20 protein-coding genes are annotated in these 18,861 nt (G+C 65.0%); 4 read left to right on the top strand and 16 right to left on the bottom strand.

Annotation, left to right across the window (positions count from 1 at the left end):
• Positions 1 to 97: 97 nt before the first annotated feature.
• The 3 genes from lysS to CCOS191_RS05865 all read right to left on the bottom strand — a co-directional run bounded on the left by lysS (position 98) and on the right by CCOS191_RS05865 (position 3,708).
• A complete protein-coding gene (gene lysS / locus CCOS191_RS05875; protein WP_023630948.1) occupies positions 98 to 1,600 on the bottom strand; it encodes a lysine--tRNA ligase in 1,503 nt (500 codons plus the stop codon).
• A gap of 92 nt (positions 1,601 to 1,692) precedes the next feature.
• Positions 1,693 to 2,788 (bottom strand): peptide chain release factor 2 gene (gene prfB, locus CCOS191_RS27825; RefSeq protein WP_156177510.1). Its coding sequence is split into 2 segments (ribosomal slippage): positions 1,693 to 2,715 and positions 2,717 to 2,788, totalling 1,095 coding nucleotides; the frame shifts between segments, so codons are not numbered across the junction.
• A gap of 137 nt (positions 2,789 to 2,925) precedes the next feature.
• The gene (locus CCOS191_RS05865) at positions 2,926 to 3,708 is read right to left on the bottom strand and encodes a class I SAM-dependent methyltransferase (protein WP_046854421.1); all 783 of its coding nucleotides are present in this window, start codon (positions 3,706 to 3,708) and stop codon (positions 2,926 to 2,928) included.
• A gap of 96 nt (positions 3,709 to 3,804) precedes the next feature.
• On the opposite strand from CCOS191_RS05865, the gene CCOS191_RS05860 reads away from it, so the two are divergent.
• Positions 3,805 to 4,425 carry a hypothetical protein gene (locus CCOS191_RS05860; RefSeq protein ID WP_046854420.1) on the top strand — a complete coding sequence of 207 codons (621 nt, stop codon included), beginning with the start codon at positions 3,805 to 3,807 and terminating at the stop codon, positions 4,423 to 4,425.
• A gap of 3 nt (positions 4,426 to 4,428) precedes the next feature.
• Here CCOS191_RS05860 and CCOS191_RS05855 read toward each other — a convergent pair whose 3' ends face one another.
• From CCOS191_RS05855 to ppc, 7 genes are all read right to left on the bottom strand, one after another.
• Complete coding sequence (locus CCOS191_RS05855; RefSeq protein WP_046854419.1) at positions 4,429 to 5,118, bottom strand: extensin-like domain-containing protein; 690 nt, start codon at positions 5,116 to 5,118, stop codon at positions 4,429 to 4,431.
• A 6-nt stretch (positions 5,119 to 5,124) separates the two neighbouring features.
• A complete protein-coding gene (locus tag CCOS191_RS05850; protein WP_046854418.1) occupies positions 5,125 to 5,955 on the bottom strand; it encodes an isocitrate lyase/PEP mutase family protein in 831 nt (276 codons plus the stop codon).
• A gap of 23 nt (positions 5,956 to 5,978) precedes the next feature.
• Positions 5,979 to 6,848 (bottom strand): DUF72 domain-containing protein, encoded by an 870-nt coding sequence (locus CCOS191_RS05845; RefSeq protein WP_046854417.1) that lies wholly within the window; start codon positions 6,846 to 6,848, stop codon positions 5,979 to 5,981.
• Between the two features lie 3 nt (positions 6,849 to 6,851).
• A complete protein-coding gene (locus tag CCOS191_RS05840; RefSeq protein WP_046857698.1) occupies positions 6,852 to 7,142 on the bottom strand; it encodes a hypothetical protein in 291 nt (96 codons plus the stop codon).
• Between the two features lie 132 nt (positions 7,143 to 7,274).
• Positions 7,275 to 7,949 (bottom strand): tRNA (adenosine(37)-N6)-threonylcarbamoyltransferase complex dimerization subunit type 1 TsaB, encoded by a 675-nt coding sequence (tsaB, locus tag CCOS191_RS05835; RefSeq protein WP_046854416.1) that lies wholly within the window; start codon positions 7,947 to 7,949, stop codon positions 7,275 to 7,277.
• Between the two features lie 88 nt (positions 7,950 to 8,037).
• Positions 8,038 to 8,688, bottom strand: a complete 651-nt coding sequence (gene adk, locus CCOS191_RS05830; RefSeq protein ID WP_023632584.1) for an adenylate kinase — start codon at positions 8,686 to 8,688, stop codon at positions 8,038 to 8,040.
• A 258-nt stretch (positions 8,689 to 8,946) separates the two neighbouring features.
• A complete protein-coding gene (ppc, locus tag CCOS191_RS05825) occupies positions 8,947 to 11,574 on the bottom strand; it encodes a phosphoenolpyruvate carboxylase (RefSeq protein ID WP_046854415.1) in 2,628 nt (875 codons plus the stop codon).
• Between the two features lie 143 nt (positions 11,575 to 11,717).
• On the opposite strand from ppc, the gene CCOS191_RS05820 reads away from it, so the two are divergent.
• The 3 genes from CCOS191_RS05820 (at position 11,718) to CCOS191_RS05810 (ending at position 13,569) form a co-directional block, all read left to right on the top strand.
• The gene (locus tag CCOS191_RS05820; protein WP_046854414.1) at positions 11,718 to 12,062 is read left to right on the top strand and encodes a hypothetical protein; all 345 of its coding nucleotides are present in this window, start codon (positions 11,718 to 11,720) and stop codon (positions 12,060 to 12,062) included.
• 255 nt (positions 12,063 to 12,317) lie between these two features.
• Entirely contained in the window at positions 12,318 to 12,731 is a 414-nt protein-coding gene (locus tag CCOS191_RS05815) for a DUF4398 domain-containing protein (protein ID WP_046854413.1), read from the top strand.
• Between the two features lie 49 nt (positions 12,732 to 12,780).
• The gene (locus CCOS191_RS05810) at positions 12,781 to 13,569 is read left to right on the top strand and encodes an OmpA family protein (protein WP_046854412.1); all 789 of its coding nucleotides are present in this window, start codon (positions 12,781 to 12,783) and stop codon (positions 13,567 to 13,569) included.
• A gap of 132 nt (positions 13,570 to 13,701) precedes the next feature.
• Here CCOS191_RS05810 and rpoS read toward each other — a convergent pair whose 3' ends face one another.
• From rpoS to ispF, 6 genes are all read right to left on the bottom strand, one after another.
• Complete coding sequence (gene rpoS / locus CCOS191_RS05805) at positions 13,702 to 14,709, bottom strand: RNA polymerase sigma factor RpoS (RefSeq protein ID WP_011535249.1); 1,008 nt, start codon at positions 14,707 to 14,709, stop codon at positions 13,702 to 13,704.
• Positions 14,710 to 14,814: 105 nt separating this feature from the next.
• On the bottom strand, positions 14,815 to 15,669 hold the full coding sequence (locus tag CCOS191_RS05800; protein ID WP_046854411.1) for a peptidoglycan DD-metalloendopeptidase family protein: 855 nt from the start codon (positions 15,667 to 15,669) through the stop codon (positions 14,815 to 14,817).
• A gap of 183 nt (positions 15,670 to 15,852) precedes the next feature.
• On the bottom strand, positions 15,853 to 16,491 hold the full coding sequence (locus tag CCOS191_RS05795; RefSeq protein ID WP_162175259.1) for a protein-L-isoaspartate(D-aspartate) O-methyltransferase: 639 nt from the start codon (positions 16,489 to 16,491) through the stop codon (positions 15,853 to 15,855).
• Positions 16,492 to 16,529: 38 nt separating this feature from the next.
• Entirely contained in the window at positions 16,530 to 17,279 is a 750-nt protein-coding gene (gene surE, locus CCOS191_RS05790) for a 5'/3'-nucleotidase SurE (protein ID WP_046854410.1), read from the bottom strand.
• A complete protein-coding gene (truD, locus tag CCOS191_RS05785) occupies positions 17,267 to 18,325 on the bottom strand; it encodes a tRNA pseudouridine(13) synthase TruD (protein ID WP_046854409.1) in 1,059 nt (352 codons plus the stop codon). Before truD ends, surE begins: the two co-directional genes overlap by 13 nt.
• Positions 18,322 to 18,795, bottom strand: a complete 474-nt coding sequence (ispF, locus tag CCOS191_RS05780; RefSeq protein ID WP_028690655.1) for a 2-C-methyl-D-erythritol 2,4-cyclodiphosphate synthase — start codon at positions 18,793 to 18,795, stop codon at positions 18,322 to 18,324. Before ispF ends, truD begins: the two co-directional genes overlap by 4 nt.
• Positions 18,796 to 18,861: the final 66 nt, after the last annotated feature.

Here is an 18,861-nt window from a genome sequence, read left to right as displayed (position 1 = left end):
CCTGTAGGAGCGGCTTCAGCCGCGATAGGGCCGGTACTGACAACATAAAGCTTCAGGCAAGAAAAAGCCGCCTCGAAAGGCGGCTTGTTCAGATCACTCAGGCCTGTGGACGCATGTGCGGGAACAGGATCACGTCGCGGATCGACGGCGAGTTGGTCAGCAGCATCACCAGGCGGTCGATGCCGATGCCTTCACCGGCGGTCGGCGGCATGCCGTACTCCAGGGCACGGACGAAATCGGCGTCGTAGTGCATGGCTTCGTCGTCACCGGCGTCCTTCTCGGCCACCTGGGCCAGGAAGCGCTCGGCCTGGTCTTCGGCATCGTTGAGCTCGGAGTAGGCGTTGGCGATCTCGCGGCCACCGATGAACAGTTCGAAGCGGTCGGTCACGGCCGGGTTGTCGTCGTTGCGACGGGCCAGCGGCGAGACTTCGAACGGGTACTCGGTGATGAAGTGCGGCTGCTCCAGCTTGTGCTCGACCAGCTCTTCGAAAATCATCACCTGCAACTTGCCCAGGCCTTCATGGCCCAGCACCTTGGCGCCGGCCTTCTTGGCGATCTCGCGGGCGCGGTCGACGTCCTGCAGGTCGGCAGCGGTGAGCTCCGGGTTGTACTTGAGGATCGAGTCGAACACCGACAGGCGCACGAACGGCTCGCCGAAGTGGAACACCTTGTCGCCGTACGGCACGTCGGTGCTGCCCAGCACCAGCTGCGCCAGCTCGCGGAACAGTTCCTCGGTGAGGTCCATGTTGTCGCGGTAGTCGGCGTAGGCCTGGTAGAACTCGAGCATGGTGAATTCTGGGTTGTGACGAGTCGAGACGCCTTCGTTACGGAAGTTGCGGTTGATCTCGAACACTTTCTCGAAACCACCGACCACCAGGCGCTTGAGGTACAGCTCCGGGGCGATACGCAGGAACATGGCCATGTCCAGCGCGTTGTGGTGGGTTTCGAACGGCTTGGCCGCGGCGCCGCCGGGGATGGTCTGCAGCATCGGGGTTTCCACTTCGAGGAAGTCGCGCTCGATGAGGAACTTGCGGATGTGCGAGATCACCTGCGAACGCACACGGAAGGTGTGGCGGGTTTCCTCGTTGACCATCAGGTCGACGTAGCGCTGGCGGTAGCGCTGCTCGGTGTCGGTCAGGCCGTGGTGCTTGTCCGGCAGCGGGCGCAGCGACTTGGTCAGCAGGCGCACGTTGGTCATCTCGACGTACAGGTCGCCCTTGCCGGAACGGGCCAGGGTGCCTTCGGCGCTGATGATGTCGCCCAGGTCCCAGGTCTTGACCGCCGCCAGGGTCTCTTCCGGCAGGGTCTTGCGGTTGACGTAGACCTGGATGCGGCCGGTCATGTCCTGGATGACCATGAACGAGCCACGGTTGAGCATGATGCGACCAGCAACCTTGACCGGAATGGCGGCTGCTTCCAGCTCTTCCTTGGTCTTGTCCGCGTACTGTTTCTGCAGGTCGTTGCAGTAGCTGTCGCGACGGAAGTCGTTGGGGAAGGCGTTGCCCTTGGCGCGCTCGGCGGCAAGTTTTTCCTTGCGCAGCGCGATCAGGGTGTTTTCTTCCTGTTGCAGGTCTTGCGCTTCGGTCTTGAGGTCGCTCATGTCGTCATTCTTTCCATCAGGTATTCGTTGCCCTCGCGGGTGAGGGATCGCGGGGCAAGCCCGCTCCCACGGGCCCGCCACGGCGGTGATGCTTACAGCCCCTGCTTGAGGCTCGCTTCCAGGTACTCGTCGAGGTCGCCGTCGAGCACCTTCTGGCAGTCGCTGCGCTCGACACCGGTACGCAGGTCCTTGATGCGCGAGTCATCGAGTACATAGGAGCGGATCTGGTGACCCCAGCCGATGTCCGACTTGCTGTCTTCCAGGGCTTGCGAGGCGGCGTTGCGCTTCTGCATTTCCAGCTCGTACAACTTGGCCCGCAGCATTTTCATGGCGGTGTCTTTGTTGGCGTGCTGGGAACGTTCGTTCTGGCAGGCCACCACGGTGTTGGTCGGCACGTGGGTGATACGCACCGCCGAGTCGGTGGTGTTGACGTGCTGGCCACCGGCGCCGGAGGAGCGGTAGGTGTCGATGCGCAGGTCGGACGGGTTGATCTCGATCTCGACCTTGTCGTCGATCTCGGGCGAGACGAATACCGCCGAGAACGAGGTGTGGCGGCGGGCGCCGGAGTCGAACGGGCTCTTGCGCACCAGGCGGTGCACGCCGATCTCGGTACGCAGCCAGCCGAAGGCGTACTCGCCCTTGATGTGCACGGTGGCACCCTTGATGCCGGCGACTTCACCTTCGGACAGTTCGATGATGGTCGCGTCGAAGCCGCGCTTGTCGGCCCAGCGCAGGTACATGCGCAGCAGGATGTTGGCCCAGTCCTGGGCCTCGGTTCCGCCGGAGCCGGCCTGGATGTCCAGGTAGGCGTTGTTCGGGTCCATCTCGCCGCTGAACATGCGACGGAACTCGAGCAGGGCGAGGGACTCCTCCAGCCCTTGCAGCTCGGTCACGACATCGCTGACGGCGCCTTCGTCGTTTTCCTCGACCGCCATGTCGAGCAAGTCCTTGCAGTCACCCAGGCCGTTGGACAGTTTGTCGAGCGTTTCGACGACCTGCGCCAGCATGGCGCGCTCGCGGCCCAGGGCCTGGGCGTACTCGGGCTTGTTCCAGACGGCGGCGTCTTCCAGCTCGCGGTTTACTTCGACCAGACGATCATGTTTGTGATCGTAGTCAAAGATACCCCCGAATAGACTGGGAACGCTCGGTGAGGTCCTTGATGGTGTTCAGGATCGGTTGGATTTCCATGGGCGGGCAGCTCTCGTGCGAATTCGGTGAAAAGCCCGCGAGTATAACCGAGTCTGCGCCACGGCGGCAGACCCGCCGGGCGGTATCGCCGGGCGCAGGGGCCGCCACTGCCCACAGATTGAATCAACGACCGACATTCACCCCTTCAGCGCCTTCTTGGGATAGATATCGTACCGGCTGGATTTGCCCTCGAGGCTGTGGGAAGGCTTAGCCCCCTCAATGATCGGCGCCTTGCGCGGCCGCTTGACCACCACCCGGTGGGTGGCCAGCGCCAGGGCGGCCTCGAGCAGGGCAGGCGCATCGAGGTCATCGCCGACCAGCGGCCTGAACACCCGCATCTCCTTCTTCACCAGCGCGCTCTTGTCGCGATGCGGGAACATCGGATCGAGGTAGATCACCTGCGGCGCCTCCCCCTCCCACGCACGCATGCGCTCGATGGCATTGCCCGTCAGCAGTTGCATGCGCGCGACGATCGGGCCGATTTCGGCATCCCCCCGCGCCCGCGCCAAACCGTCCTCCAGCAGTGCGGCAATCAACGGCTGGCGCTCGATCAGGGTCATCTCGCAGCCCAGGCTGGCCAGCACGAACGCGTCCTTGCCCAGCCCCGCCGTGGCATCGAGCACCCGCGGCCGCACGCCTTGGGCGATGCCGACCGCCTTGGCGATCATCTGCCCGTTGCCACCGCCGTACAGCCGTCGATGCGCCGCCTGCCCCTCGACGAAATCCACCCGCACAGGCCCGGGCGCCTGCGGCCCCAGTTGCTGGATCTGCAGGCCCTCGGCGCCCAGCTGCACGGCAAACTCCGCCGCTTCGTCAACCAGCGGCAAGCCCAGTCGCTGCGCCCATGCCTCGGCCTGCGCCTGGAATTGCGCGGCCAACGCCTCGACCCTGATACCCGCCGCCTGTTGTTGCTCTAACATCGATTCGCGCACTCGAAAAAAATTAATGTAACCCCGGCCAGAGCCGATACAGGCAATATCCCGCTATTCTGCCAGAGCACAACGCCCGCGACTGCCATGTCAGACACTCTTCCCATTGGCTTGACCTACTTGTCGCCCGTCGGCAACTACGGTCGACAGAATACCCAGGCACTGGGTGGCGTCAGCCACCTGTGGCAGGATTTCTTTGCCCGCGCCATGGCAGAGCAACAGGAAGGCGAAGTCGACGGTTTCAGCCAGGCGCTGATGCAGTGCGACCAGGAGAGCGGCGAACCGATCGGCGGTGCCCGTGCCCTGGCCCTGATCGATGCCCAGCGCGCCCTGCCGGTTCACGACACCGAGGTGGCACCACCCGAGCCGCTGTTCCTGCCCAAGGCGGAACTCGAGGCCAAACTGCTGCCCCCTGCCCCCGAGCCCTTCGACACCGTCGAGTTGATCGAGCAGCAACGCCAGCTCGACATCGACAACAGCTGGGTGCGTCCAGTGGTCATGAGCCAGGGCCACCCCATCGCCGAGCCCGGCCCTGGCCCAACGCCACGCCCGCTGTTCCTGCCCATCGCCGAGTTCGAGACCGGCTTGCTCGACCCTGCGCCCGAGCCCTTCGACGACAGCACGCTGGCCAAGCAGCAGAACGACCTGGAGTTCGATATCCACTGGGCGCGCCCGGTAGTGTTGAACAACGTGCGCCTGCACGCCTGAACCTCAGCGGCAGATCTGCCAGAAGCCCATGTCCGCATGGAAGTGATTGTGATGGGCGGCGTTGTAGTCCGGCCCCAGCACCGTGCTGAAACTTGCGCACGCCGCCGCCTGCACCTGGCGCAGGAAGTCCGCCTTGCGCCCATCTCCCTGCCAGTCCCGCGCCAACACGATGCGCTGGCCGTCCTGCAGGCGAAAACCACTGATGTCCAGCGCATTGGCGCTGGCATGCTGGCTGAGCCGCCCTTGCTTGCGATGGTAGACGTTGCGGCAGGCAAAGCTGCCCAAGTGATCGACCTGGGTCACTGGCTGGCCGAACACCCGCTGCGCCGCTGGCTGCAACCCATGCACTTCGAACAGCGCATAGGCCACGGCCAGCGGGCAACTGGCGAGGAAGCTGCTGCTGAGCCGCGCCTGCCCGCGTTCGACACGCCAGACGTTGCGCAACGGGTAGTTGGCCGCCGCCGGGCTGTCGCTTTGCTGCCGATAGCGCAATGACGAAGTCTGCAAGGCCTGGCGGCACAGCTCGGGGTCGGCGCGCAGGCGCGACAGCTTGTAGGGTGTCAGCAGGTTCGGCGGCTGCCGCACATCCAGCACCGCCCATGGGTTCCAGGCATCCGCCGGGCGCCAACCGAGCCACCAGGCAACAAGCACGGCCAGCAGCAGGCTGGCCAGTACGGTCAACGTTTTGCCCATGCGGCCTCAGCGGCGGAAGAGGTCATTGAGCTGAGCGAATGGCAACGCCTGCTCGCCATAACTGAATGTGCCCTGTTCATGGATCTCCAGCGCGGCCCGCTGCAAAGCGGCCAGGGCGGCACGCGCCAGCGATGAGCCGACACTGATGCGCTTGACGCCCAGGTCTTGCAACTGATTCACGCTCAAGGGCACGCCCGCCATGCCCATCAGCACGTTCACCGGCCTTGGCGCCACGGCCTGCACCACCGCACGGATCTCATCGACGCTGCGCAGCCCCGGGGCATACAGCACATCGGCGCCGGCCTCGGCATAGGCTTGCAGCCTGCGAATGGTGTCATCCAGGTCGAGGCGCCCGTGCAGCAGGTTCTCGGCGCGCGCGCAAAGGGTGAAGGGGAACGGCAGGCCGCGGGCAGCCTGCACGGCGGCGCGTACACGCGCCACGGACAGGTCGAAGTCGTAGATCGGCGTTTCGGCGCGACCACTGGCGTCTTCGATCGAACCGCCCACCAACCCCGCCTCGGCGGCGCGCAGAATGGTCTGTGCGCAGTCCTCGGGCAAATCGCCAAAGCCGTTTTCCAGGTCCGCCGCCACCGGCAATGGCGTGGCATCGACGATCGCCTGGGCGTTGCCCAGGGTTTCCTCGAGCGTCAGCGCGCCCTCGGCATCCGGCCGCCCCAGGCTGAACGCCAGCCCCGCACTGGTCGTGGCCAGCGCTTCATATCCCAGGCTGGCCAGCAGCCGGGCGGAGCCGGCATCCCACGGGTTGGGGATGACGAACGCGCCATCACGCTCATGCAGCGCCTTGAAGGCTTCGGCTCGCAGGGTTTGCACATCCATGGTTCAACCTCCCGGCATTCAGATCAAAGTAACCCCAGTTGTTCGACCTCAGGGGCGCGGGGCAATTCAGGCAGCGGTGCGAGGCCCGGGAGGCGAGCCATCAGCCGCTGGTGAAAACGCTGGGCCAGCGCCGCCGCCAGGCGATTGTCGGAAGTATGCAGGAACACGTAGGGGCTGCGGCCCTCTTCGATCCATGCAGCGACCTTGTCGATCCATGGGGTGAGGAAGGTCTCGTTGGCCTCGAGCTGCGGGTGGCCGATGAAACGCACCTGCGGAGACTGGCTGAAGGCTGCTGGCCGCGGCGGCACCTTGGGCTTCTTGGCCTGGGCATGGAGCACCGCGGGCTCGCGCGAGGTGCAACTGAACAACGCACGCGGGTCCAGGCAGATACGCTCGACGCCACGTTCATGCAGCAGGCGATTGAGCTGGCGCTCCTCGTCGCCTCGGGCGAAGAAGGCATCGTTGCGCACCTCCACAGCCAGGGGCACGCCGATCTCATCAAGGAAATGCGCCAGCTCGCCCAGCCGCGACGGGCCGAACATTGCCGGCAACTGCAGCCAGTACGGCGCCACGCGCTCGCCCAGGGGCGCCATCAGCCGAGTGAAGTCGACGGCCGCATCGAGTTGTTCACGCAGGTCACCGGCATGGCTTACATCGCCCGGAAACTTGGCTGTGAAGCGAAACCCCGACGGCATGATCTGCGCCCAACGCTCGACGGTCGCCGGCGCGGGACGGGCATAGAAGGTGGTATTGCCTTCAACGGCGTTGAATACCTGGCTGTAGAGGCCGAGGAACTCGCCGCTACGGGCGTCGGCGGGATAGAGGTACTCGCGCCAGGCGTTTTCAGCCCAGGACGGGCAACCGAGGAAATAAGGGAGGGGTGATGGCGTCATCCATCAAATGTACAGGTCCAGCCCCAGCACTTCCATCTCCCAGTCGGTGAAGCCGGCGGTGGTCAGGTAGCTGGCCAGGGCGGTGGAGGTACGGCGGTTGCGGGCGCGGAGGAAGATCAGGTCCTGCTGGCGGGCCGGCAGGTTCTCGCCGCGACGGCTGGCGCGGCTGATCTGCGCGTCGATGTCCTCGATGATTTCGGCATCGGCTTCATCGATGGCTTCGTCACGCGCCGGCGCCTTGCGTGGCGCACGCTTGATGGGGTAGCTCTGTGAGGAGAAGCCGTCGATACGCATGACAAAGGCACTCAGGATCAATGATGGCAATTTAGCAGCATCAGGAATCCTTCGCTAATGCCCGAACTGATAACTGGACCACAGTTCGCGCAAAAGGTTTTATCGTGAACGGCGATAGCCGACGAAATGCCTTCAACGCGCCTTGGGCGTAGCCACATTATCGCGCAAGTAGACCGGTTGCGCCTGTTCGGCGACCACCGCCTCGCCCCGCGCCCAGGCGAAGCCGGCCAGGGTGAGGATATCCAGGGCGCTGGGCAACGCGCCCGCATCGCAGGCAGAAACCTGCACGGCCAAACGCTCGGCGTAGCCCCAGCCGGTACCGGCGCCGAACCATGCCTCGCCCGGGCCTTGCGGCAGGGCCACGCGCTCCGGCGGCAGTACCGCCTCCTGGCCGATCAGGCGCATCTCGCCCTGTTCGGCGCGGTAGCAACCCCAGTACACCTCGTCCATGCGCGCGTCGATGGCCGCGGCCACCTGCTGCACGCCACGCTCACGCAAGGCGCCCTGGGCCAAGGCCGCCAGGTTGGAGGTCGGCAGCACCGGACGCTCGAGGGCGAAAGCCAGGCCCTGGACCACGCCGATGGCGATACGCACGCCGGTGAAGGCGCCCGGGCCACGGCCGAAGGCGATGGCATCCAGCGCGCTCAGCGCCACGCCCGATTCGGCCAGCAACTGCTTGATCATCGGCAGCAGCTTCTGCGCGTGCATGCGCGGGATCACCTCGTAATGGCTGGTCACCTTGCCGTCATGCAGCAGGGCGACGGAACAGGCTTCGGTAGCGGTATCCAGGGCCAGCAAGGTGGTCATCGAGCAAGGTATCCAGGCAACAGGGAAAAGAGCGGCAGTATAAACGACAACGGCCCGCAAGCGGGCCGTCGTGACGCACGGTGATGGATCAGCTCAGGGCTGCCAGCACCTTGGCGGTGATCGATTCGACCGAACCAACGCCTTCGATGTGGCTGTACTTCGGCTTGCCGGCGTTGGCGGCCGACAGCTTCTGGTAGAAGTCCACCAGCGGCTTGGTCTGGCTGTGGTAGACCGACAGGCGGTGACGCACGGTTTCTTCCTTATCGTCATCGCGCTGGATCAGGTCTTCGCCGGTGACGTCGTCCTTGCCTTCCACCTTCGGTGGGTTGTACTGGATGTGGTAGGTGCGGCCGGATGCCAGGTGCACGCGGCGGCCAGCCATGCGGCCGACGATTTCTTCGTCGTCCACGGCGATTTCGACCACGGCATCGATGTCGACGCCAGCAGCGACCATGGCTTCAGCCTGCGGGATGGTGCGCGGGAAGCCGTCGAACAGGCAGCCGTTGGCGCAGTCAGCCTGCGCGATGCGCTCCTTGACCAGGCTGATGATCAGCTCGTCGGAGACCAGCTGGCCGGCATCCATGACCTTTTTCAGCTCCAGGCCCAGTGGGGTACCGGCCTTGACGGCGGCACGCAGCATGTCTCCGGTGGAGATCTGGGGAATACCGAACTTCTCGGTGATGAACTTTGCCTGAGTACCTTTACCGGCCCCGGGAGCTCCCAGCAGAATTACGCGCATCTTGTGCTCCTCATATTTTTTATGCAAATCAACGGATTCGGCGCACAAGGCCAACTCCGGAAAAATCGGTCGAGACCGCAAAATCGGTCAAAAGGCTGCTCAAGATACACAGCGCCCGCCCCCCCGACAAGCGTCCCAAAGTGGCAGGAATGCGCCACTTGCGGCTTGCCGGGGGACAGGTTGCGCCGGGCGCAACCGGCCGTGGAGGGCGCGGCCACGGCCAGCTCCGCCTCGCGCCGCGACCGCCGTGGGGTGAACTCAACCGGTGTTGCGCAACCCGGCCGCGATCCCGGCCACCGTCACCAGCAAGGCCTGTTCCAACGGGCTGTCCAGAGCGGCTTCGCGACTGCGCGAGCGTGCCAGCAACTCGGCCTGCAGGCGGTGCAGCGGGTCCAGGTAGGTGTTGCGCAGGCGGATGAATTCCAGGGTTTCCGGGCTGTGCGCCAGTAGCACCGACTGCCCGGTCAGACCCAGTACCACCTGGCACGACTGCGACAATAGGTCGCGCAGGTGCGCGCCCAACGGCAGCAGTTCGGGTTGCACCAGACGTTCGTCGTAGGCCTCGGCGATCTGCGCATCGGCCTTGGCCAGGACCATTTCCAGCATGTCGATGCGGGTACGGAAGAACGGCCATTGTTCGCGCATCTGCGCCAGCAGCGCCCCCTGCCCGCGTGCCAGGGCATTGCTCAGCGCGGTCTCCCAGCCGAGCCAGGCCGGCAGCATCAGCCGTGTCTGGGTCCAGCCGAAGATCCAAGGGATCGCCCTCAGGCTTTCGATGCCGCCGGCGCGGCGCTTGGCCGGGCGACTGCCCAGCGGCAGGCGGCCAAGCTCCTGCTCTGGGGTGGACTGGCGGAAGTACTCGACGAAGTCAGGATTCTCGCGCACCACGGCGCGGTAGGCCTTGACCCCGTCGGCGGCCAGCTGGTCCATCAGTGCGCGCCAGGCCGGCTCTGGCGGCGGTGGCGGCAACAGGGTCGCCTCCAGCACCGCGGCCAGGTAGAGATTGAGGTTCTGTTCGGCGATGCCCGGCAGACCGAACTTGAAGCGGATCATCTCGCCCTGTTCGGTGGTGCGGAAACGGCCGCCCACCGAACCCGGCGGCTGCGACAGGATTGCCGCGTGGGCAGGGCCGCCGCCACGTCCGACGGTGCCACCGCGACCATGGAACAGCAGCAGCTCGACCTGGTGCTCACGGCAGATACGTACCAGGTTTTCCTGGGCGCGGTACTGCGCCCAGGCCGCCGCCGTGGTACCGGCATCCTTGGCCGAGTCGGAATAGCCGATCATTACCTCTTGCGGGCCGTGCAGGCCGGCGCGATAGCCGGGTAGCCCGAGCAGGCGCTCCATGACCGGGCCTGCGTTGTCCAGGTCGGCCAGGGTCTCGAACAGGGGTACCACGCGCATCGGCCGGGTCAGCCCAGCCTCTTTCAGCAACAACTGCACCGCCAGCACGTCGGAAGCCGCGCCGGCCATGGAAATCACGTACGACCCCAGCGACGCCGCCGGGGCCACAGCGATTTCACGGCAGGTGGCGAGTACCTCGGCGGTATCGGCCTGGGGCTGGAAATGCGCCGGCAGCAGGGGGCGGCGGTTCTTCAGTTCGGTCTGGAGGAAGGTGATGCGTCGCTCTTCGTCCCACTCGGCGTAGCGGCCAAGGCCGAGGTAGTCGGTGATTTCCGACAGCGCATCGCGATGACGGGCAGCGTCCTGACGCACGTCCAGGCGCACCAGGAACAGGCCAAAGGTCACCGCCCGGCGCAGGCAGTCGAGCAACGGGCCGTCGGCGATCACGCCCATGCCGCACTCATGCAGCGACTGGTAGCACAGCTCCAGCGGCGCGATAAGGTCGCGATTGTCCGCCAGCACCGCCGCGCTGGCCGGCTGCGTCGCGGCCAACGAGGCGTGGGCCCAGGCGCGGGTGGCACGCAGGCGGTCGCGCAACTGCTTGAGCAGCGCCCGGTAAGGTTCGGCGCTGTCCCCGACCTTTTCCTTGAGCGCGGCGCTGGCCTGCTGCATGGACAGCTCGGCGGCCAGGTAGTCGATATCGCGCAGGAACAGGTCGGCGGCCATCCAGCGCGCCAGCAACAGCACTTCGCGGGTTACCGCCGCCGTAACATTGGGGTTGCCGTCACGATCACCACCCATCCAGGAGGCAAAGCGAACCGGCGCCGCCTCCAGCGGCAGGTGCAGCCCGGTCGCCTCGAACAGTGCCGTATCGACCTTGCGCAGGTGGCTGGGCACTGCCTGCCACAATGAGTGTTCGATCACCGCGAAGCCCCACTTCGCCTCGTCCACCGGCGTCGGCCGGGTCCTGCGGATTTCCTCGGTGTGCCAGGACTCGGCGATCAACCGGCGCAGGCGCTCACGCACCTGCTGGCGCTCGGCCGGGATCAGGTCGCGGTGATCCTGCGCGGCCAGCTGCGCGGCGATGGCGTCGTACTTCTGGATCAGGGTGCGCCTGGCCACTTCGGTGGGGTGGGCGGTGAGCACCAGCTCGATGTGCAACTTGCCCAGTTGCCGGGCAAGTTCATCATTACCGTGGCCAGCTGCTTTCAGGCGCGCCAGCAGCTCGGGGAGCACCTGGGTCTCGAACGGCTCGGGCTGGCCGGCGTCACGGCGGCGGATCAGTTGGTACTGCTCGGCGATGTTGGCCAGGTTGAGGAACTGGTTGAACGCCCGCGCCACCGGTAGCAGGTCCTCCTCGGCCAGGTCGCCCAGGGTCGAGCTCAGTTGCTCGCCCGCCCCGCGCCGGTCGGCCTTGGCGCTGTGGCGGATGTCCTCGATCTTCTGCAGGAACGCCTCGCCATGCTGCTGGCGGATGGTCTCGCCAAGCAGTTCTCCCAAAAGGTGCACATCCTCGCGCAAGCGCAGATCGATATCACTCATCAGCCTTCTCCACTCCAGGAAACCGCATGCGCCCAAGAGTGCCCACTCGCGCCCGCCCCTGGCAAGCCGCAAGCCGCCAAAGCAACTAAAGTAAACACAGGTCATCCGAAGCAATGCCACTCCAGGCTTTGACAGAGGTCATCATGAAAATTCGCCAACTCGCCCAGCACTGGGAACAGAACGCCGCCGGCCGCCTGAGCCCGACCGGCCATGTCCTGCACCTGGACATGGAAGCAGAAGCGCGCCTGGCCGCGCTGATCGACATGTACCCCAAGCGCAGCCCCGAGGAACTCCTGGGCGAGCTGGTGGCGGCGGCACTGGAAGAACTCGAGGCCAGCTTCCCCTACGTCAAGGGCCAACAGGTGATCGCCACCGATGAGGAAGGCGACCCGTTGTACGAGGACATCGGCCCTACGCCGCGCTTTCTGGCCCTGTCCCGGCGCCACCTGCAGGCCCTTGGCCGGGTACAGAAAGACCCCTCGCACTGAGCCACTTCGGGTGCCGGGCACTGCCCGGCATACCGTCATCTACAGCGGAAGTTCCAGGCGAAATCCGCTGACTGATTAGTCAGAAAAAAATACCTTTAGCGTGCAAATTTTTCTGAACTATTCAAAAAACGCTTCGGTCACAGCCAATAGCCATCACGGCAAAACCCTGTAAACACGGGCCTTTGCGCCCGACGCTGGCAACAGGGGAACAGCGATTGTCACTGCGTGGCATCGTCGTTTAACAGGAGTGACCCAATGGAGTTGACCACCATGAAGACCCGCATCGCACAACCTTCCTCTACTCATCTGCGCGGGCTCAAGCTGGCCGCGCTGGCCCTGGGCAGCAGCCTGGTGCTGGCCGGCTGCGCGGGCAAGCCACCTACCGAGCAGTACGCCGTGACCCAATCGGCGGTCAACTCGGCAGTCAGCGCCGGTGGCACCGAGTTCGCAGCAGTGGAAATGAAGGCTGCCCAGGACAAGTTCAAGAAGGCCGAAATCGCCATGCACGACAAGAAGTATGACGATGCCAAGCTGCTGGCCGAGCAGGCCGAATGGGACGCCCGCCTTGCCGAGCGCAAAGCCCAGGCTGCCAAGGCCCAGAAGGCCGTGCAGGATGCCCGCCAGGGCGTCCAGGACGTACGTGAGGAAGGCCTGCGCAGCGCTGAGTAAGCCTGCCCTGCCTCTATAGCCTTCGTTTAAAGATCAAAGGATGAACACTATGCGCAACTACGTCATGATTCCCGCCCTGCTGGCCCTGAGCGTCGGCCTTGCCGCCTGCTCCCACGACCCGAACGCCAACCTCGAGTCGGCCCGCACCAACTTCTCCGCCCTGCAGAGCGATCCGCAGTCGAGCAAGGTGGCCGCGCTCGAGACCAAGGACGCCCAGGATTGGCTGAACAAGGCCGACAAGGCCTACATGGATCGCGAGGATGAGAAGAAGGTCGACCAGCTCGCCTACCTCACCAATCAACGCGTCGAAGTGGCCAAGCAGACCATCGCCCTGCGCACCGCCGAAGGCGAGCTGAAAAATGCCGCGGCGCAACGCGCCCAGGCCAAGCTCGACGCCCGCGACGCGCAGATCAGGAAACTGCAGGACAGCCTCAACGCCAAGCAGACCGACCGTGGCACCCTGGTGACCTTCGGCGATGTGCTGTTCGACTTCAACAAGGCCGAGCTCAAGAGCAGCGCCTACCCGAACGTCACCAAGCTGGCGCAGTTCCTCCAGGAAAACCCTGAGCGCAAGGTGATCGTCGAGGGCTACACCGACAGCGTCGGTTCGGCCAACTACAACCAGACCCTCTCCGAACGTCGCGCCGCCGCAGTGCGCATGGCACTGGTGCGTGCCGGCGTGGACCCTGCGCGCATCGTCGCCCAAGGCTATGGCAAGGAGTATCCGGTAGCGGACAACGGCAGCAACTCCGGCCGTGCGCAGAACCGTCGTGTGGAAGTGACCATCTCCAACGACAACCAACCGGTTGCACCACGATCGGTCAGCCAGATCCAGTAAACCGTTGCTGGCTAAACGAAAACCCCGCCTTGATGGCGGGGTTTTTCGTTGGTATCGATCAAAGTGTTCGCCAAGCCACTTACGCAAACGCCCCGAACAAAGTCGGGGCGTCTGCCTGGCGCACGTCACTGACTACTGGAACAGCGACTCGCTGGACAGGCCATTCTTCTCGAGGATCTCGCGCAGGCGCTTCAGCCCTTCGACCTGAATCTGCCGCACCCGCTCACGGGTCAGGCCGATCTCCAGCCCGACATCCTCCAGGGTACTGCTTTCATGCCCACGCAGGCCGAATCGCCGTACCACCACCTCACGCTGCTTGTCGGTCAACTCGCCCAGCCACTGGTCGATGCTCTGCGACAGGTCGTCATCCTGCAGCAGTTCGCATGGGTCGGTGGGACGATCGTCGGTGAGGGTGTCGAGCAGCGTCTTGTCGGAGTCCGGCCCCAGCGAGACATCCACAGAGGACACCCGCTCGTTCAGGCCGAGCATGCGCTTGACCTCGGCCACCGGTTTCTCCAGCAGGCTGGCGATCTCTTCGGGCGACGGCTCGTGGTCGAGCTTCTGCGTCAGTTCACGTGCGGCGCGCAAGTAGACGTTGAGCTCCTTGACCACATGAATGGGCAGGCGGATGGTGCGGGTCTGGTTCATGATCGCCCGTTCGATGGTCTGGCGGATCCACCAGGTCGCGTAGGTCGAGAAGCGGAAACCGCGTTCGGGGTCGAACTTCTCCACCGCACGGATCAGGCCCAGGTTGCCTTCCTCGATCAGGTCGAGCAGCGACAGGCCACGATTGACGTAACGGCGGGCGATCTTGACCACCAGGCGCAGGTTGCTTTCGATCATCCGCTTGCGCCCTGCGGGGTCGCCTTTTTGCGACAGGCGCGCGAAATGCACTTCTTCCTCTGGCGAAAGCAGGGGCGAGAAGCCGATTTCGTTGAGATACAGTTGGGTCGCATCAAGTGCCCGACTGTAGTCGATGTACTTGTGCTGCTTGAGCGATGCGCCCTGTTTCGACTTGGTCCGAACCGAAGGTACAGCAGGTTCGTCTGACACCACATCCGTTTCCAAAACGATGCCCGTCTCCATCAGAAGCAGGTCATCGTCGATGTCAAACTCCGGCACTTCTTTACTGAGAGCCATTGTTATAGTCCTTTGCTGAGTTCGAACTCAGACTCGAGCGTCACCCTTCCATGGCAGCGCTGGAGCCTGTCCCCTCTACATCCAAGGAACAGGCCGGGACAATGATCAACGGCGTGGCAGGAACTGGAGAGGATCGACGGGTTTGCCCTGGCGGCGAATCTCGAAATGCAGCTTCACCCGATCAGTGCCCGTGGACCCCATTTCTGCGATCGTCTGCCCTGCCTTGACCTGCTGCCCCTCCCGAACCAAAAGCCTGCGGTTGTGACCGTAGGCACTGACGTAGGTATCGCTGTGTTTGATGATGATGAGCTCGCCATAGCCCCTCAAGCCACTGCCGGCGTAGACCACCGCTCCATCAGACGCAGCAAAAACAGGCTGTCCCAAATCACCGGCGATATCAATGCCTTTATTCAAACTACCGTTTGAAGCGAATTTTCCAATCAGCACGCCGTTCGCCGGCCACGTCCAACCGCCGACGGCGCGCTCTGCGGCGGGCACCTGGGCAACCGTTTGCGAGGTGGTGGAAGGGGCAGTTGTGGCACTTTTGCCATTGCTGGTCACCGGTGCCGTGGTGGCGACCGGCCGGCGGATCACGGTGGTCCGGCTCGACGACGAAGTGCTGCCGACGACCGTTGTGCTGCCCCCCGCGCCGCTGCTGAAACGGATCGGCTGGCCCGGGCGGATGGTGTAGGGGGCGGGAATATTGTTGCGCGCCGCCAGCTCCTTGTAGTCCCAACCGTAGCGGAAGGCGATGGAGAACAGCGTGTCGCCCGGTTTGACGATGTACTGCCCGGAGGTGACGGTCGGGCGCTTGGGCGCGGCGTTGTTGCGGTCGACCACGCGGGCGCCGTTCGAGCTGGTGCTGGAACAGCCAGCCAGCAGGGTCCCCATGGCCAGCGCGATCACCAGAAGCTTCAATACCGACCGATCCTTGCGCTGCCGCATGCCTGTGTGACCCACCCGCGCTCCCCTCATGCTGTCAAAAATGACGATACAAAATGCAATATTGTTTCAATTATAACCGAGCCACCCTGCTTGAGGTGACTCGCTGTTGGCCTGCTCGGTGTACGAAAAGCGCCACGCCAGATAGACAGGGCCCAGACGCAAGAATTCGTCGTCGGCGCAAATATTCCGTGGCGCCGTTCAGGCCAGTGGGCCATTGAGCAGCGGCACGAAGCGCACGGCCCCAAGTACCCGGCGCGAGAAGCCATGCTCTTCGCGCACGATCAGCATCAGTTGCTGGGTCTCCCCCGCCGGCCCGACCGGGATCACCATGCGCCCGCCCGGCGCCAACTGATCGAGCAATGCCTGTGGCACTTCAGGCGCGACCGCGGTGACGATAATGCCGTTGTAAGGCGCCAGCGCCGGCCACCCTTCGCAGCCGTCGCCCCAGCGGAATACCACGTTGCGCAGGTTGAGCTCGACCAGGCGCTCCTTGGCCCGGTCCTGCAGCACCTTGATGCGCTCCACCGAGAACACCCGCTCGACCAGTTGGGCGAGGATCGCGGTCTGGTAGCCCGAACCGGTGCCGATTTCCAGCACCTTGTCCAAGGGGCCTGCCTCGAGCAACAGCTCGCTCATGTGCGCGACCATGAACGGTTGGGAAATCGTCTGGTTGTGGCCGATCGGCAGCGCCGTGTCTTCATAGGCACGATGGGCCAGGGCTTCATCGACGAACAGGTGACGCGGGGTGCGACGAATGGCTTCGAGCACCTTGGCGTTCGACACGCCTTCCTCATAGAGCCGCTGGATCAGCCGCTCCCGGGTACGCTGGGAGGTCATGCCGATGCCGCGGCGCTGCAGATCGTCCTGTTCGCGCATCAGAGCAGGCCCTCCAGCCAACCGTCGAGGCGCTCGAAGGCATCGTTGAAGGTGCGGTCCAGCTGCAACGGGGTAATCGACACGTAACCCTGCATCACGGCATGGAAGTCGGTGCCCGGGCCGCCGTCTTCGGCATCGCCGGCCACGGCGATCCAGTAGCCTTCCTTGCCCCGTGGATTGACCACCTTGGTCGGCGCCGCGGCCCGCGCGCGGTGCCCCAGGCGGGTGAGCTGGATGCCACGGATATGCTCCAGCGGCAGGTTGGGGATGTTGACGTTGAGCACGGTGCGCGGCGGCAACTCCAGGCGCGACTGCGCCTCGACCAGGCGCCGGGCGATGTAGGCGGCGGTCGGCAGGTTGTCGGGCAGGCGCGACAGCAGCGAGAAGGCCAGCGAGGTGCCGCCGAGGAAGCGCCCCTCCAACGCCGCAGCCACCGTGCCCGAATAGAGCACGTCATCCCCCAGGTTGGCGCCCAGGTTGATGCCGGACACCACCATGTCGGGGGTTTCCGGCAGCAGGCCGTTGAGCCCCAGGTGCACGCAGTCGGTAGGCGTGCCGTTGAGGCTGATGAAGCCGTTGGCCAAGGTCTGCGGGTGCAGCGGCCGGTCCAGTGTCAGCGAACTGCCGGCACCGCTCTTGTCTTGATCCGGGGCAATCACCACGCACTCGGCATAGTCCACCAACGCTTCATGCAGCGCGGCGAGGCCGGGTGCGGTAACACCGTCGTCATTCGAAATCAGAATACGCATGGGCTGTCCGTCTGCCCTGCCGGCACCAGATCGACGAGTTCGCGCACCACCACGGTGGCGAAGCATCCGGCCGGAAGGACGAATTCCAGTTGCAGGATATCAGGCTCGGGATAATGCCACGTCAGCCGCCCAATAGGGAGCCGCAGGATACGCCGTTCGTGATCCATGCCCGCTCGCGCCAGCCAATCGCACAGCGCCGGATGACGTCCGGCGACCGTGGACTCGAGGTCCAGGGTCGCGCCCTGGCTCGGTGCCGCACCGGCGCCCCACAGCGGGCCGGTCGGATGCAGGTCGAGAATGGCCAGGCGCGGGTCGCTGCACTCGGCCTCGCCCGCCACGAAGAAACTGCGCTTGTCGGTGAAGGCCAGCAGGTCGCCGACCTGGGCGCGCTGCCAGCTGCCGTCGGCGACACGGGCGGCCAGCACCTGGTTGAACAGATAGCTGCGCCCGGCCGACAGCAGCCGCGAACGCAGGTTGCGCTGCTCGGGCAGCGCCTGGCGAGCGGCCCAGTCCTGGGCGTCGTGCACGTTGCCACCGGCATGGCCGAAGCGCTGGCTGCCGAAGTAGTTGGGCACGCCCTGCTGCTTGAGTTGCTCCAGGCGGGCATCGAGGGCCTGGTGGTCGGCCTGCAGCGCGGTCAGGCGCAAGGTGAAGCCATTGGCCGAATGCGCGCCACGCTGCAGCTTGCGCTGGTGACGCACCTGCTTGAGCACGCGCAGGGTGTCGTCCTCGGCACGGGACAGGTCTGGGTCGGCCTTGCCCGGCAGGTGCAGGCTGAACCACTGGCGGGTCAGGGCCTGGCGGTCCTTGAGGCCGGCATAGCTGATGGCGCGCACCGGCACACCAGCGGCGCGGGCCAGGCGACGAGCCGCCTCCTCGGTGTTGAGGTCACGCTTCTCGACCCACAGCCACAGGTGCTCGCCCTGGCCGGACAACGGGATATCGAGGACTTCATCGACCTGGAAGTCTTCAGCCACCGCCTTGAGCACCGCGGTGCCCAAGACATCGCCCGAGGCCCGAGGGCCCAGCAGTTCCAGTTCGGTCATGCTGGCAACAGCAGGGCGACCGCATGCACGGCGATGCCCTCCTCGCGGCCGGTGAAGCCCAGCTTTTCTTCAGTGGTGGCCTTGACGTTGACCTGGTCGAGCTCGACCTGCAGGTCTGCGGCGATCTGCTGGCGCATGGTCTCGATGTGCGGGGCCATCTTCGGTGCCTGGGCGACAATGGTGGCGTCGACGTTGCCGACCTTCCAGCCCTTGTCACGCACGACAGCGACCACGTGTCGCAGCAGCACGCGGCTGTCGGCGCCCTTGAACTGCGGGTCGGTGTCGGGGAAATGCTTGCCGATGTCGCCCAGCGCCGCGGCGCCCAGCAAGGCATCGCTCAGGGCGTGCAGCAGCACGTCGCCGTCGGAGTGGGCCAGCAGGCCGAACTTGTGGGGGATACGCACCCCGCCCAAGGTAATGAAATCACCGTCGCAGAAACGATGGACATCGTAGCCGTGGCCAATACGCATAGAAGAACGCCCTGATTGAGTCAGGGCGTGATTCTACCTGCTTTTGCGGCAATGGGGCTGCTTCAC

The sequence above is a fragment of the Pseudomonas sp. CCOS 191 genome, assembly GCF_001007005.1.
GTDB classification, from domain to species: domain Bacteria; phylum Pseudomonadota; class Gammaproteobacteria; order Pseudomonadales; family Pseudomonadaceae; genus Aquipseudomonas; species Aquipseudomonas soli.
The sequence above is the reverse complement of the archived record's forward strand: the minus strand, read 5'-3'. Positions and strand labels throughout refer to the sequence as shown.

Coding starts and splice junctions, on each gene's coding strand:
- lysS (WP_023630948.1), bottom strand. CDS start 1,600: ATGAGCGACCTCAAGACCGAAGCGCAAGACCTGCAACAGGAAGAAAAC.
- CCOS191_RS05865 (WP_046854421.1), bottom strand. CDS start 3,708: ATGTTAGAGCAACAACAGGCGGCGGGTATCAGGGTCGAGGCGTTGGCC.
- CCOS191_RS05860 (WP_046854420.1), top strand. CDS start 3,805: ATGTCAGACACTCTTCCCATTGGCTTGACCTACTTGTCGCCCGTCGGC.
- CCOS191_RS05855 (WP_046854419.1), bottom strand. CDS start 5,118: ATGGGCAAAACGTTGACCGTACTGGCCAGCCTGCTGCTGGCCGTGCTT.
- CCOS191_RS05850 (WP_046854418.1), bottom strand. CDS start 5,955: ATGGATGTGCAAACCCTGCGAGCCGAAGCCTTCAAGGCGCTGCATGAG.
- CCOS191_RS05845 (WP_046854417.1), bottom strand. CDS start 6,848: ATGACGCCATCACCCCTCCCTTATTTCCTCGGTTGCCCGTCCTGGGCT.
- CCOS191_RS05840 (WP_046857698.1), bottom strand. CDS start 7,142: ATGCGTATCGACGGCTTCTCCTCACAGAGCTACCCCATCAAGCGTGCG.
- tsaB (WP_046854416.1), bottom strand. CDS start 7,949: ATGACCACCTTGCTGGCCCTGGATACCGCTACCGAAGCCTGTTCCGTC.
- adk (WP_023632584.1), bottom strand. CDS start 8,688: ATGCGCGTAATTCTGCTGGGAGCTCCCGGGGCCGGTAAAGGTACTCAG.
- ppc (WP_046854415.1), bottom strand. CDS start 11,574: ATGAGTGATATCGATCTGCGCTTGCGCGAGGATGTGCACCTTTTGGGA.
- CCOS191_RS05820 (WP_046854414.1), top strand. CDS start 11,718: ATGAAAATTCGCCAACTCGCCCAGCACTGGGAACAGAACGCCGCCGGC.
- CCOS191_RS05815 (WP_046854413.1), top strand. CDS start 12,318: ATGGAGTTGACCACCATGAAGACCCGCATCGCACAACCTTCCTCTACT.
- CCOS191_RS05810 (WP_046854412.1), top strand. CDS start 12,781: ATGCGCAACTACGTCATGATTCCCGCCCTGCTGGCCCTGAGCGTCGGC.
- rpoS (WP_011535249.1), bottom strand. CDS start 14,709: ATGGCTCTCAGTAAAGAAGTGCCGGAGTTTGACATCGACGATGACCTG.
- CCOS191_RS05795 (WP_162175259.1), bottom strand. CDS start 16,491: ATGACCTCCCAGCGTACCCGGGAGCGGCTGATCCAGCGGCTCTATGAG.
- surE (WP_046854410.1), bottom strand. CDS start 17,279: ATGCGTATTCTGATTTCGAATGACGACGGTGTTACCGCACCCGGCCTC.
- truD (WP_046854409.1), bottom strand. CDS start 18,325: ATGACCGAACTGGAACTGCTGGGCCCTCGGGCCTCGGGCGATGTCTTG.
- ispF (WP_028690655.1), bottom strand. CDS start 18,795: ATGCGTATTGGCCACGGCTACGATGTCCATCGTTTCTGCGACGGTGAT.